The 13758-nt window shown below is 67.5% G+C and carries 10 protein-coding genes; 1 reads left to right on the plus strand and 9 read right to left on the minus strand.

Annotation, left to right across the window (positions count from 1 at the left end; all coding sequences use genetic code 11):
* From ACH4EW_RS09430 to ACH4EW_RS09470, 9 genes are all read right to left on the minus strand, one after another.
* The gene (locus ACH4EW_RS09430) at nt 1-1845 is read right to left on the minus strand and encodes a DUF6339 family protein (protein WP_398253743.1); all 1845 of its coding nucleotides are present in this window, start codon (nt 1843-1845) and stop codon (nt 1-3) included.
* Entirely contained in the window at nt 1842-2738 is an 897-nt protein-coding gene (locus ACH4EW_RS09435) for a hypothetical protein (protein ID WP_398253745.1), read from the minus strand. Before ACH4EW_RS09435 ends, ACH4EW_RS09430 begins: the two co-directional genes overlap by 4 nt.
* Nucleotides 2735-4684, minus strand: coding sequence for a hypothetical protein (locus ACH4EW_RS09440; RefSeq protein WP_398253748.1), 1950 nt, complete (start codon nt 4682-4684; stop codon nt 2735-2737). Before ACH4EW_RS09440 ends, ACH4EW_RS09435 begins: the two co-directional genes overlap by 4 nt.
* Complete coding sequence (locus ACH4EW_RS09445; RefSeq protein ID WP_398253750.1) at nt 4681-5706, minus strand: PD-(D/E)XK motif protein; 1026 nt, start codon at nt 5704-5706, stop codon at nt 4681-4683. The genes ACH4EW_RS09440 and ACH4EW_RS09445 overlap by 4 nt, the downstream gene beginning before the upstream one ends.
* Nucleotides 5703-8258 (minus strand): Z1 domain-containing protein, encoded by a 2556-nt coding sequence (locus tag ACH4EW_RS09450; protein WP_398253753.1) that lies wholly within the window; start codon nt 8256-8258, stop codon nt 5703-5705. The genes ACH4EW_RS09445 and ACH4EW_RS09450 overlap by 4 nt, the downstream gene beginning before the upstream one ends.
* 257 nt (nt 8259-8515) lie before the next feature.
* Nucleotides 8516-8965 (minus strand): very short patch repair endonuclease, encoded by a 450-nt coding sequence (locus tag ACH4EW_RS09455; RefSeq protein ID WP_398253755.1) that lies wholly within the window; start codon nt 8963-8965, stop codon nt 8516-8518.
* Nucleotides 8966-9209: 244 nt separating this feature from the next.
* Nucleotides 9210-9704 carry a GNAT family N-acetyltransferase gene (locus ACH4EW_RS09460; protein ID WP_398253758.1) on the minus strand — a complete coding sequence of 165 codons (495 nt, stop codon included), beginning with the start codon at nt 9702-9704 and terminating at the stop codon, nt 9210-9212.
* A 195-nt stretch (nt 9705-9899) separates the two neighbouring features.
* Entirely contained in the window at nt 9900-11573 is a 1674-nt protein-coding gene (locus ACH4EW_RS09465; protein ID WP_398253760.1) for a serine/threonine-protein kinase, read from the minus strand.
* 253 nt (nt 11574-11826) lie between these two features.
* Complete coding sequence (locus ACH4EW_RS09470) at nt 11827-12837, minus strand: SEC-C metal-binding domain-containing protein (RefSeq protein WP_398253762.1); 1011 nt, start codon at nt 12835-12837, stop codon at nt 11827-11829.
* An 86-nt stretch (nt 12838-12923) separates the two neighbouring features.
* On the opposite strand from ACH4EW_RS09470, the gene ACH4EW_RS09475 reads away from it, so the two are divergent.
* Complete coding sequence (locus ACH4EW_RS09475) at nt 12924-13745, plus strand: class E sortase (RefSeq protein WP_398253764.1); 822 nt, start codon at nt 12924-12926, stop codon at nt 13743-13745.
* The last annotated feature ends 13 nt before the right edge of the window (nt 13746-13758 follow it).

The following is a 13758-nucleotide window of genomic DNA, read 5'->3' on the forward strand; positions in this document are numbered from 1 at the left end:
TTAGCTTCGCAGAGCGGCTGCTATAGCCCGGCCTACGGCACTCGCCAGCGGGGGCGGCATGGCGTGCCCGATCTGCCGGTACCTGGACGTTTTGCCGCCGATGAAGCGCCAGTCCTCGGGAATCGACTGGATCAGGGCAGCCTGTTCGACGGTCAGCTTGGGCAGGCCGTCCGCGGGGAAGTCCGGGCCGGGTGGCTCGTTGCCGAGGCTGCTGCCGTTCACGCCGAGTGCCTCCCACGCCTTCTTGCTGCCGGTCGGCCCGAGGTCGGCTCCACCACGCCGGTCGGAGCCTCCGACGAGTGCGGGCGCAATGCGGTCGGCTCCCTTCGCCCAGCGTTCTGCTCCTGGCCAGTCATTTGCAGACATGGTGGGGCCGAGCACCTGGCCAACGGTCGGCGGTGTCCTGCCTGCAGGCTGGGGCCAGGAGAATCGGGAGTGGTACGGATCCTGCAGAGCGACCAGGAAGCCGCTGCGACGGTTCTGCGGCACTCCGAAGTCGGCTGCGTTCAGGACTGCCCAATGGCACTCGTACCCCGCTTGCACGAGGGCCTCTGCCATCCATGAACGGTCCGCCTCGAAGTCCGGGCTCCCGACGAGGTCGGGGACGTTCTCCAACAGCACGGCCTTGGGTCTGATGATGCGGGCCAGGTCAATCGTCGCGCGGAGCACCCTGCGCTCGTCGGTGTCCTCGTCCCGTCCGACGGTAGCCATCGACTTGACACGGGGGAGGCCACCGCTCAGGAGGTCGACCCCGATGACGTCCTGGCGCTCGTATACGCGGAAGTGGGCGAGGTCCATGCAGATGACGTCCCACTTGGGACGGTTTGCCTCGATGGTGAGGCAGGCGTCGGCCTTGCTGTCGATAAGGAGTACGGGCTCGAAACCGGCACGCTCGAGTCCGAGCGCCTGTGCACCGCACCCGGCACAGATCTCGACGGAGCGGAGCCGACGGTCGGGCACCGGTACTGCCCGGGCCGAGGTCGGCCGAGGCACCGGTGCCGTTCCCCCCGGTGCCGCCTGGCTCCCCCTTCCTTCGAAGGCCGATCCCCGTGCGGTGTCTTTCGTCCTGTTGTTGTCGATATGAGAGGCGCCGAGTCGCTGCGCGTTGATGGACTCCTGGGCGACAACGCGCAGCTCATCGTCCAGAGCGGCTCCGGCGACGCCGTCGAAGAGAACGAACGGGGCGAGCCTGAGCAGTCGCTTGAGGAAGTCGCGGAGAGTTTCGCGTTCGTTCAGGCCCCTCAGATCGAGGTCCGCCCAGACTCGCAGAATGGCTCCCACCATGTGCGGACTGCCACCCAGCGCGGCTCGGCGTGCGTAGATCTGGTCGAAGGCGGCCTCGCCGAGAATCTTCAGAGCGCCGTACGGTTCTGGGGCCTCGGAGGAGCGTACGAGTTGGGCGCGCCACCAGAGCCGGCCGAAGACGTGTCGGGTGAGGTCCGTACCGAGAACGCGGTCTCTCGGCGGCCGGGGGTAGCGCCAGAAGGCGACGTCGGGAAGGACGATCAGGGCAAGGAAGGCCCAGACATCGCGGGCGGCGGCCTCGGCGGGCACCATACCCATCTCGGCGTGCAGGAGCGCGGCGAGAGCGAGGTCGAATTCGGCCTTCCGCGTGCGGTCGGAATCGTCAGGGAAGCCCGCACGCTTGGCGAGGTCGACAACACCCTCGCGCAGTTCCCACAGCCGGTCTGCGGAGACACGGTCGCCGCCGGTGGCCACATACACCGCTGACTCGTGAGCGAAGGCCACGCGTCCGGTCAACTCGGAGATCGGCAGCTGTAGGTACTCGGCGAAGAGAGGTGCGCCCTGGTCGGCGAGCAATCGAGGGTAGAGGAAGCTGATCACGGCACCTCGAAGATCTTGACTGCCGCCTGCAGATCGGAGGCGAACAAGGACGGCGACTGGCGTTGGCGCAGGCGAATGTCTGTGATCGACTGATCGGGGAAGAGCCGGTCGAACAGACTCAGTAGCGTCGCACCCAATGAGTCTTCGGGGTAGTCGGAGTCCTCGGTGAATTCCTCGTGGCCGAGCGCATGCTCGACCAGGATCCGGGCGGCGTCCGCGTACACAGCAGAGAGCACCACCTGGTCGATCGGTCGGGGCTTTCCCGCGTTCTCGAAGGCGGTGGCAGTGACAGTGTTTCGCTCGTTGACGAGCAGGAGGAGGGCACCCATGGTGGCACTCTCCAGGCCACCGCTGATCTGCAGGTGCCAGGCCGCGTCATCGGGGAAGGACGTGCGGGCGAAGTCGATCACGGCCATGGGGAACTGCGGAGCATCACCCTGGAGGCGCAGCGTCGCTCGCTCACTCCACAGGATGGAGCCGGCTCTGCGGGGGGAGGAAGGGCGGGCGTCGGTGCGCCGCTCGGCCAGGACAAGGGCGGTGTCAAGGAGCAGCAGACCGCCCAAATCGGCGCCGCGAAGCTCGATATCGATCTCCGCCGGGACAATGCCTGCCTGGGGCAGGCGTAGATGTTGGGCCGGGCCGCTGAGGCTGGATCCGGTGGCGGTCCACACGGCTGAGAGCATCAGCGCCGCGTCGGCCGGGAGGCCCGACTCCGCTCGTGCCCGGTCCAGGTCGATTCGGACGGTCCTGCGCAGGCGCAGGTCCATCCGGTAGTCCCAGTCCGGCAGCGCCTCCGGCATGGCGATCTCGCCGTCCTCGGTCACCAGGAGCCAGCTCTCGGCGGCGACAACATCGTCTGACGGAGTGCGATACGGAAGAACTCGGCGGGTCACGACGCCTTCACCGCCTCCACCTTGATGCCGATCTCCGTCATCGTGTCCGGAGCCGGGAGCACGAGCACACGCCAGAGGGACTCGCCGCCCTCGATCTCGAACGCGTCGGAGCTGTGCACCTGCCCGTCGCTGTCCTCCCAGCCGACCAGCTCAGGCATGCTGGCCCCGATGGGCGGGTCCGTCTCACGCCCCCCGGTGCCGGGCAGAGTAACTGCCAGATCCACCTTGACTCGTTGTGGCCCTGGCGCAGGGAGGCGAAACTCTTGGACGAGGAGAGACGCGTTCTCGCGATCTTCGTAGTACGGGTCACCGACGTACTGGACCCGCGGGCGCCTTCGCGGCGCAGCGGCCCGCCCGCTTCCGCCGGGCTCGCGCACCGTTGCGCCCTCCGTGCCGAGTGATGCCGTTCTCGGGGAGGGCCGGCCCGTACCCGAGGGGGCAGCGCTCTCTTCCTCGTCGTCCACCTTCGACTTGCGCCGTGTGACGGTGCTGCCCGGCTTGGAGTACTCCGTGGCCCCACCGGTGCCCCAGGCTCCGCCAACCAACCCGGAGAAGAACGAACTAGCCGCACCCAGCGCGACGCTGCTTGCTCCAGGGCGTGCGACACCGCCGAGCGAGAGCAAATTCTCCAGCGCCTCGCCGATGCGTCGGAAGGTCGTTTGCACGTAGGTGCTCTCGGGCTTTTCGAGGGACTGCGGGTTCCAGGCATCGTGTGTGGGTGGCTCGGCCCTGGCGTAGATCTCGTCCATGCACTCGTCGGCCCGGAAGACTCCGGCGTACCCCTGGTTCACACTGGGCGGCTTCGGTCCGGGCCGGTAGGTGACGACGAGCTCGGCAGGGCGCATCAGGCAGACGTGATGAACAATGTCCTCGATGTCGACCATGCGGGAGGCCCGGCTCGGCTCCAACGGAGGCATGATCCGCTTCTCCAGCCCGAGGCGCCCGAGATATCGCTTGGGACGGTTGCAATGCAGCTCGCCGCCGTCCGGGCCGGTCATCTTCTCGTAGGCGGCGACGAACATGTTGAGCGGACGGGTTTCGCGGGGATCCGGAACCGGGAAATCGACGCCGTCGCACGTGACGGAGAAGCGCATATCGGCGGGCCGGTCGCCGGTATCCATCATCTTGGGCCAGAGGTGCCAGGCGATGGACTCGGCCAGGTAGCCGGCTGCCTCGACCGGCGTCAGCTCATCGAGAATCGGATCAATGACGACGACCATCGTCCCGGTCTCCTCGGGTCCGAAGGGGCGGAGCCCGAGACGTCGAGCAATGACTTCCGCATCGTGGCCCGTCAGCGGCTCGACCACGGCATCCGACGTGTCACCCCACCAATGCCGGCCGGTGTGTCTGCGATTCCCGCCGGACTCATTCGCGACATAGCTCTTCCAGAGCGTGCAGCCGATGAGTCTGGTTTCGTAGCCACCGTGTGCGGTGCGGCAACGTGAGTGCACAAGGATCGTTCCGGCGTTGGACAGCAGGTAGAAGATGCCTTTACCGAAGCCGTACGTTCCGCCGCCCAGGGCCTTGTCTCGAGGTTCGCCAATGTTGCGGATGAAGGACACGAAGTCGCGCTCGGGCTCGAAAGCATCGGCACGGGTGGGGCCTCCGAGCCCGCGCGTGCCACGGTCGGACACGGCCATGACCCGGATCGAACTGCGTCTGAGGACTTCGTGCAGTGGGAAGCTGTCCCGTTCGGCGGGCGCACCGTTGAGCAGCAGTTCACGCCACGCACCGGCGTGGGCCGGGCCGACCGTCCACATGTCGATGCGGTAGTCGACGGGAGCGGCTGACTCCGGAATGCGAGCATCCCAACTGTTCTGTGCAGACTCGCGCACCAGGATGGTGAGCAGGTCGAGCTCCGGGCGCCCGAGCTGGTTGCGAATCCCCTCGGCGGCACTCGCACCTTCCGGGGGGTAGGGCTGGGAGACCCACTCGGGCGTCGTCACACGGACTCCTGGATCAAACGGTTGAGCAACTCGGGCACTTGGTCGGGCTCCAGCGGGGCAGGGGATTCACCGGACAGGTCGATTGTGTACTCGACGTCCAGTACCGAAACCGGGACGCCGGCCGAGGCAAGGCCTTCCCCTGTGAGACCTGGGAAGTCGGGCCCGACTCGGTACCAACGCTCCTCGGTGACGGAGAAGCGGATATCCCCGTAGCGGTCGGCGTCGGCCGGGCGATATCCGGCCTCGGCGAGGAGGCCGACAAGCGCGCTCTCGTCGTCACACAAGGCGAACACCTGCTCGATCAACTCCGTGAAGCCGGTGCTCACATCGGTTGCGGTGGTCCTTCGGAGTCGGAACCAGGTGAGCCAGAGCGCTCCCCCCTCAGGGGCTTCCAGTTGGTCCAGCCCGTGGATCCGCGGTCTCCGCCCTTCCGCCGAGGTACTTGTCTTCACTTCGAGAGCAGTCGTTCCGGCCCAGAAATCGTGGCGGTACCTGCCCGGACCGCACCACAGGCGATGCGCGCTCGGGTCCTTCTCAAGAAGCCGTTTCAGGACCACCAGCTCGCCGAAGAGGCCCGCAACCTGCTCGGGACCGAGCAGCACTCCTTGCGCGCGGAAAAGCGCCTTCCATCGATCGAGGACGGTGTAGAGCGCCTTGACCGGGTTCTCGGGCATCTCCCTCGTTGCACTCAGCACGTCCACGCAGAGTTCCGCGAAAAGGTCTCTGAAGTCGTGGCGCAGACATCCGAGGTCGGCGTAGTTCTGGTAGTTCTCCTCATCTTCCAGTGCACGCTTGCGCAGCTGCAGCACAGGGCCGTCGAGGCCGAGGCGAATCTTCCGGTGGGTGTGTATCGGCACCAGAAGATGACGATGTCCATGGTGATCTACTGCCGCCGCCAATGGACCCTGATCGGTGTCGACCGGCAACGCAGTGACTCGCAGTCGGCGCTCCCCGCTGGTCTGCTCGGCCTCCAGCGACGTCCAGCTGTCCCCGACGATCCTGCGAAGCGTCTCGTCGTTCATGCGTCCTCGTCGTCGAGGAGGCTGAAGTCCTCCTCCTCGATTCGGACGTTGGCCAGGTTGGCAGAGATGTAGCCCTCCACCTCGCTGTCACGATCCCTCGGTGAGGGGAAGACCAGACCGACGCCTATTACATGCTCCTCAGCGTTCAAGGGCGCACGCAGCTTCTTCGAAGGGTTCGGCTCGGAAAACTTGTCGATCGGGTAAAGGACCAGCAAACCGGTGTCGGGCAACTGTTTCTGACGCTCGACCATTATCTCCTTCTCTGTCAGCTTCGCGGTGTCCCCTGCCAGGTCAACCGCGGCATCGCGGCGGCTCATCAGTGTCTTGATGTCAGCGAAGTCCGGGCCAGGGTTGGACAGATCCAGGCGGGCACGGTTGACCCGTCCGACGGTCACAATGGGCGTGAAGCTGAAGTCGTCTCCTCTTCCCCTGGGAGTGCCGACGATCGCGACGTTCCATCGTCGCAGCGAGCCTGCTGCGACTCGCTTCCGGATGTAGCCGGTGATCAGCTCCGCATTGTTCTCCTGGGACTTCTCGTGGAACCGGTAGGTCGACAGGAAATCGGTCACGATGTCGTGCGGCACATCGCGGAACACGTACCGGCCCGCTGCTGCTCCGTCATCCACCTGATTCGCGTTCGTGACGGAGGCGGCAATCAGCGCATTCGCGGCATCGATGTTCCTGCGCAGCCAATCGGCGTTGGTGTGGAAGAAGTGGGTCTGGACACGCTTGCCGCCGTAGGAGGAGGCCGCCGTGACGGCGTCGCGCATCTTGGCGGCTGCGGTCACACGCAGAGCGGGGTGCGTACGCAGGCGCACCGCGAATGTGAGCGGGCTCTCGGCCTCGGTCAGGTAGACGTCGATGTCACGGCGCATCTCGGTTTCGACGGTGGCCAGGTGCCGGAACCACTCGGCCAGCTCGTCAGTCATCCAGATGCGCGGCAGGTCGGCGTAGCCGTTGCGGAATCCGAACCAACGCCCCATCTGCAGCAAGGTGTCGTACGCCGAGACTGCTCGGACGAAGTAGCTCACGGACAGGCCCTCCAGCGTCAGACCTCGCGAGAGTGTGTTGCCGCCCACGGCGATCGCCACGACCGGACCGTTCTCGTAATCGAGGCGATCCTCGCTGCTGGAGTTGTCCATGATGATTCGGCAACTGTTGAGCACTCCGTCGAGCTCGGCAAGGAGCTTGTCGAACGGCACCTTGTCCTCGCCGAAATCCTCAGCCAGGACACGGGCAGCCTCCTCATCCCAGAGGTCTCGCAGACGGGACAGGAACCTCGCGTCCGTCAGGGACCGTGCGGCACGGTCACGCAGATACTCCAACGGCCTTCTGAAGCTGTTGTGCACTGTCGTGTTGACGCTCGTGTGAATCAGCATCGTGTTGTGCGGATTGCCGACACCGCGTACTCGTCGGGCGGCGGTCGCCATCCAGAAGTACTCGACAGACCGACGCAGGGTGTCGGTGATGACCGGCTCGAAACCGTCGACATCGGCACGCGTCCCCGGGCGCACCGCCGACACGTCCTCGTCGGGAACGGACCTGATCATGTCGTACCCGTCGTCGACGCCCTCCGGGTCGTCTCCGTCGAGAGCGTAGCGTCCGAACAGGACCTCCGTGCCGAAGTGACCCTCTGGCTTCGGCAGGTTGACGACGAAGTCCTTGGGATACAGATTCTCGGCGCTCGGGTCGATTAGCAGGTTCGCGAACGGTGAGGCGGTGTAGCCGACGTATGCGGATCGCGGCAGGCTGCTCATGATGTTGAGGATCAGCGGGTTGATCGACTTGGTGGCCACTGTCGCTTGGTCGGCCTCGTCGTCAATGATCAGTGCCGGGCAGTCGGCCAGGTAGTCCGACGCTTGGTCGAGCCACTTGGCCAATTTACGGAGGACTGCTGCGTTCTTCTTCACTACGCACAGCACATGAGTCTTGTTGTTCTTGCCGAAGTACGAGGCCGGGTTCTCGTGCGGGGTGAAATCGCGGTCGAATCCGGTCAGTTGGGACCACAGGGAAGGGTTCGGCTCCACGAGCTGCTGGACGAGGCGGGCCTGCGTCTGACGCCGGAGGCCGTTGTGGACGCCGGCCAGAACGATGAACAACTTGTAGCCTCGGTCGGCAGCCTTGGCCATGACCGACGTGAAGTTGGTCGTTTTGCCCGACTGCACGTAGCCGACGACGAGCCCCCGCGTGGCGAACGACTTTTCCTTCGGGTGGTTCAGCAGCGACACGACGCGACTGGAGGAGTCGTCGAGACTCTTGATCGCAGGTTCCTCGGACCAGCCGTCCTTGCGGAGCAGCTCGACGATCGCCGGCCAGCACTTGTCCTTCGACTGGGGGCCTGTGTACCAGGTGATGCGATTGTCTCGGACAACCGCACGCGGCTCCTCGAGCTCCTTGATGTGCAGAGCCTGCTGCTCGTGCCGTTCTCGAATCCGGTCGATGATGTCGCGGCTGATGCCGAACTGCTCGAGTCGCTTTACCGCCTCCACGGGGGGGAACGACTCCGACAGAGCCTTGAACGTGTCGTACATTGCGTCGAATTCGTTGGTCATGAGAGTCGACCGTTCCCCGTTCTCGTCCACTGAGGTCAACCACCCGAACCCTCCGCATTCACGGATCGCGGGCACGCCGGGAGACGCCGATCGAGCGGCCCCGTACGGTCTCTACACCCTATTGGGTGACATGAGCACAGATGCGCGAAACCGGAACCCTGATTGAGTCGCCCCTCCTGGCAGACACGAATGGTTACCAGTGGCCGGTGAAGCGCTGAAACCCGTGCATCGCGTACTTGCGGCTGCCACGCTCACAGTCACGACTTCGGCGCAACGCATCCCGCCTTGCTTGCGGACGGTGGTCCCACCGTCGCGACGATCCTCCCGGCGACGTCCTCGGCTGACTCGTGCTCCCAGAATCGTAGGACCGTCCACCCACCGGACTCGAGGTGAGCGGTCGTCTCCCTGTCCCGCGCCATGTTGCGATCGAGCTTCTGTCGCCACCACTCGGCGTTCGACTTCGGTTGCGTGGCGTGAACAGGGCACCCATGCCAGAAGCAGCCGTCCAGGAACACCGCCACCTTGCACCTGGTGAAGGCGATGTCGATTGTTCGCCGGGACATGTTCGGCACCCGCTCATTGACCCGGTAGCGGTAGCCGGAAGCGTGCAGCAGCTTCCGCACCGCCACCTCGGGTGCGGTGTCGCGGCTCGCCTGCTGGCTCATACGGGCGGAGACGCCGGGGGAGGAAGGCTTCGCTGTGTTCATCACTGCCAAGTCTCCTACGGCCTGCCGGTCTCTCGATGGATGATTACGACATCGCTCCTCCCGGAATCGTTGGTTCGGAGATGCACCAGGGGTCGGCCTGGGGCGACATCGGCTGTCTGACGTCCCAGACGTTGTTTACGGCCCGGCGTACGGTCCGCTCCTGGACGTTCGGCTACCGCGCGGACGGGCTGCTCACTTCGGCGGCCCGAGGTCCGGCCCGCGGACCTCGGCGCCCGACAGGCTCTCAGGCCTCGCCCGCCGTGCTCCGTACGTAAGCGATCCCCGGCCGCCCGTCCAGCAGGAGTTCTTCTCCGGTGGGGACGAAGCCCGCGCGGGTCAGGACCGCCTGTGAGGCCGGGTTGTCGAGTGTGGTTTCGGCCCGCAGTGTGGTCAGGCCGTACTCCTCGGCAGCCAGGGCACACAAGCGGCGGACGGTGGCCGTGGCCAGGCCCCGGCCGGTGGCCTTCTCGGCGACGCGGTAGCCCAGCTCGGCGGAGCCGTCCGCCGCATCGACGAGGTTGAACCGGCCCAGCACCTCGCCGTCGGTGTCCACCAGGACGTGGAAGTGGCAGATTCCCGCGGCCTGTTCGGCGAGCAGGGCGGCGAGGCGGGCGTCGAAGTGGGCGAAGTAGTCGTCGCCGCGGTCCGGCACCGACGCGGCGAAGAAGGCGCGGTTCTCCTGCTCGAAGGCGAGCAGGGCCGGGACGTGGTCGGCGCGGAGGCGCTGTAGTTCGGGCATGGCAGAACCTTACGGATTCCGGTTGGCTGGAGGGAGCCGGCAGGGTGCACCCGCTCCAGGTTCACCCCCACCGGCCTTCGGGACCGCTGAGGCCCTGGGCGCAAGTGAGGACCCGGAAGGCCGTCTCGTCGGCCGGCCGCGTGGCAGCCGGCGGCCTTGGGACTGCTCCGGCTTCCCGTCAGGTGACCTGGCACGTCAGCGCTGGGACTCCTGGATGTCCGGCATCCGCAGTCCGGCGACGACCTTGTTGTAGAAGGCGGTGGGCGCGTCCCCCGAGACGTCCTTCTCGGGGCCTCGCGCCCAGATGTAGAGGGAGTACTCGACCTTGGCGTCCTTGGTGATGACCTTGAGCTGGAGACCGCGGCTGCGGATTCCCGCGGCCTTGTCGCCCCGCTCGTAGTACTGGGCGTCGAGCGTGGAGGCCGGCCGGCCGCCGAAGGTCGCGTGGTAGTCGAGCGCGAAGCGGCGGAGTTCACGGCCATCGGCACGGTAGAAGCCGGCGAGGTCGTTGTCCGAGCCTTCGCCGGGCGTCGCGTCGGCGGTGTCCGGATTCCGGTAGACCTGGATCCGGAACTGGAGCCCCTGCGATGGCTGCTCTTCTCCGACAACGCTGTCGAAGTGCGAAGACTGGTACTGGACCGCGGGGTTGACGGCGTCACTTGGCGTACCGCGCAGGTACCCGGTCGGCACGGGCAAGCTGATCTGTACCGCGTTCTCGTGGACCGTCTGCCACTGTGAGGGGACTTTGGCCGGGCCGCGGGCAGAGGCGTCGGACGAGGCGTCGGAAGGGGCGCCGGATGGGGTGTCGGACGGAATGGTGGTTGCCAGGACCAGTCCTGCGAGCACTGCCGCCGTTGTCGCGATGGTGATCACCCGCCCTCGCGCAGTGCGGAACCACGGGCGCGGACCGGCCACGTCCTGGGGGATTTCCGTGGCCGGGTCGGCAGCGCTCCGCCCTGGCGGCCGGCCGATTCTCTGCGTCGGGACCGACGTCTGCGGATGCGTCGCCCGGCGCAGCGCCTCCCGGACATGCACGGTGTCCGGGCGCGCCGTCGGGTCCTTGTGCAGCAGCGCGGTGATCAGGGGTGACAGGGCCCCGGCTCGCGCTGGGGGCGGCGGACTCTCGTCCCGCACGGCAAGCATCGTCGTGATCGAGTTCGCACGCCGGAACGGCGACCAGCCCTCCACCGTCACATAGAGCAGCACCCCCAGGGACCACATGTCCGAGGCGGCGTCCGGGCGCAGGCCGACCACCCGCTCCGGCGCGATGTACTCGGAGGACCCGATGATCGCGCCGGTCTCCGTCAGCGGCGTCTCGCCCTCGATCTGGGCGATGCCGAAATCGGTGAGCACCACCCGGCCGTCCTCGGCAAGCAGCACATTGGCGGGCTTGACATCCCGGTGCAGCACTCCCGCCGCGTGTACCGCGGTCAGTGCGTCGACCACAGCCAGGCCGATCCTTGCCGCCTCCGACGGGGTGAGCGCGCCCTCCTCCAGGAGGTCGGCCAGGGAACGGCCGCGCACCAACTCCATGACGAGCCAGGGCCGTTCCCCGTCCATGACGACGTCGTGCAGTGTCACGACGTTGGGGTGGGTGACGCTGGCGACGGACCGCGCCTCCCTGAGCATCCGCCCGAAGAACCGTTGCCGCTGGGCCTCGGAGAGTTCGTCGGGATTCCGCGGCTCCTTGATCGCGACATCCCGGCGTACCGTCTCGTCGCAGGCGCGCCAGACAGTGCCCATCCCACCGTGGCCCAGCCGCTCGACCAGCCGGTAACGGCCGCCGATCGTCCGGCCCACGTCGACCCGGCCGGCGCCCACGACACCTGGGCCGGCATCTTCGTATCCGTTGCCTGCGTCCACCGCCATCGCCCCCTTGGTCACCTGCCCGAGTAACCGAGCAATGTAGTGGCTGCTGCCAAGGCACAGACGCGGTCACCGTGCCTGCCGTATCAGGGCGAGCCGACCGGTGCCACTGCTTGCCGACACCCAAGTGCTCAACGTCTACGGGGGAGTTGGGCACGATGTCAGGCCTGCGGCTTCCTCGCTTCGGTCGCTGCCCGAACCCTCCCGACAGGTCGCGTCCGGTGGCGTGGTGTATTGACGGCCGTTCGTCGATCCTTCACTCCGCCCCGTGGCACTCCCGGTACGTCCGCCCCGAGCCGCACCAGCAGGCCGCGCTCCGGGCCGGGGGCCAAGGAACCGCTCGGCCGCGGGCGGCGAGGGTGGTGGCGTACTGGGGGAGGAGGTCCGGGTCGGCCGGCGACGCGGCTTCGGAAGCGGCGAAGGCCTCGTACGACGGGACCGTGCCCGTCACGATGCCGAGGTTCGGGGTGCCGGCCTGGTGGAGGTCCCGGAGTGCGGCCTCCAGGCGGGCCAGGTGCTCGGCGTGGGAGGGGTACTCGCTGTTCAGGGTCGGGTACGCGGCGAGGAGTTCGTCGAGTTCGGCGGCCGGCCAGTGCAGCACCGCCACCGGGAACGGGCGGGACAGCGCGGTGCGGTACGTGCCCAGTTCGGCGCGGAGGCGGGTGATCTCGGCCCGGAGCTCGCCCGGGTCCGAGGAGCCCAGCGCCCACAGGCGCTTCGGGTCGTGCAGCTCGTCGAGAGGAACTGCGGCCGTGTGGACGGTGTCGGCCAGCTCGTCCCAGGCATCGTGCTCGGCGCCCATCAGCCGTCGTACACGGTGGCGGCCGATCAGCAGCGAGTGCGTGGCGTACGGGACCTCCTCGCCCGGCGTCAGCAGGAGCGTCAGCGCGGTCGTGAAGCAGTCGTGGGCCGCTTCCAGCTCGTCGTGCGATTCGAGGGTCTCGGCCGCGATCTCCCAGGGCGCCGGGTCGAGCGGGCCGGCCGCGCGGATGCCGTCGATGATCACGCGGGCCTCGGCCTCGTGGCCGTACTCCCACAGATTGGCCGCTTTCAGGGCCTTCACCAGCTGCGGGTGGTCGAGGCCGGGGGAGCCGAGCAGTTCGTCGTAGAGGGTGGTGGCACGGGCGCGGTCGCCGGCGAGCTCCAGATGGGCCGCGGCCTGGAGGAGCAGCGGCTCGCGGTCCGCGGGGTACTGCGCCGCGGTGCGCAGCAGGCGCTCGGCTTCGGTTGTGTGGTCGGCAGGCGTGTCGGGGCTGTCGGGGCGCATGAATCACACCGTACTGCTGTGCGGTACTTGAACGGAGGGTTGTCCGGCCCTGGTGAGTTACGGTGCTTGGCCCTATCGTGCGGGCCGTGCGGGAGCGGATACCGGTTGTGGTGCAGCACAACCCGCGAGGGCGGCGGGCCGTCGCGCGCGGGTTGTGGACGGGCGCCGAGGTGGTGGTGACTCTCGGCGTCGTCCTGTTGTTGTTCGTTGTTCATCAGCTGTGGTGGACCAATCGGCAGGCCCGCGCGGACGCCGAACACAAGGTGCGGGCCCTGCAGAGGGAGTGGGGGGAGCCACCGGGGCAGGAGCCACCGGGGCAGTCACAGGGACAGCCGCGAGGGGCGGCGGACGGGGGAAGGGGCGGTGGTACGGGGAGCGGTGGCGGGGCCGACGGCGGTGGGGCCGCCGGTGGCGGTGCGTCCGGGGGGCGCACCGCACCCGCCGCGCCCCGCTGGGATCAGGCGTACGCCATCATCCGTATCCCTCGGCTCGGGCTCGCCGCCCCCGTCGCCCAGGGCATCAGCAAGCGCGGCGTTCTCGACAAGGGGTACGTCGGGCACTACCCGCGCACCGCGCAGCCCGGCCAGGTGGGGAACTTCGCGCTCGCCGGGCACCGCAACACACATGGCGAGCCCTTCCGGTACATCAACCGGCTGCGGCGCGGGGACCGGATCAGTGTCGAGACCCGGGACGCCGTCTACACGTACACCGTCGACCGGACGCTCGGGCAGACCAGCCCCGGCGACAGCGGTGTCATCGCGGCCGTCCCGCGCAGCAATATGAAGCCGTATACGGGGTATGGCGCGGCCGGTTCCTATGTGACGCTCACTACGTGCACGCCGGAATTCACCTCCCGTTACCGGCTTGTCGTATGGGGGAAGCTCACGGACGTCCGGGCGCGGCAGTAGCGCGGCCGATGGC

Source organism: Streptomyces sp. NPDC018000 (assembly GCF_044328025.1).
Taxonomy (GTDB): Bacteria; Actinomycetota; Actinomycetes; order Streptomycetales; family Streptomycetaceae; genus Streptomyces.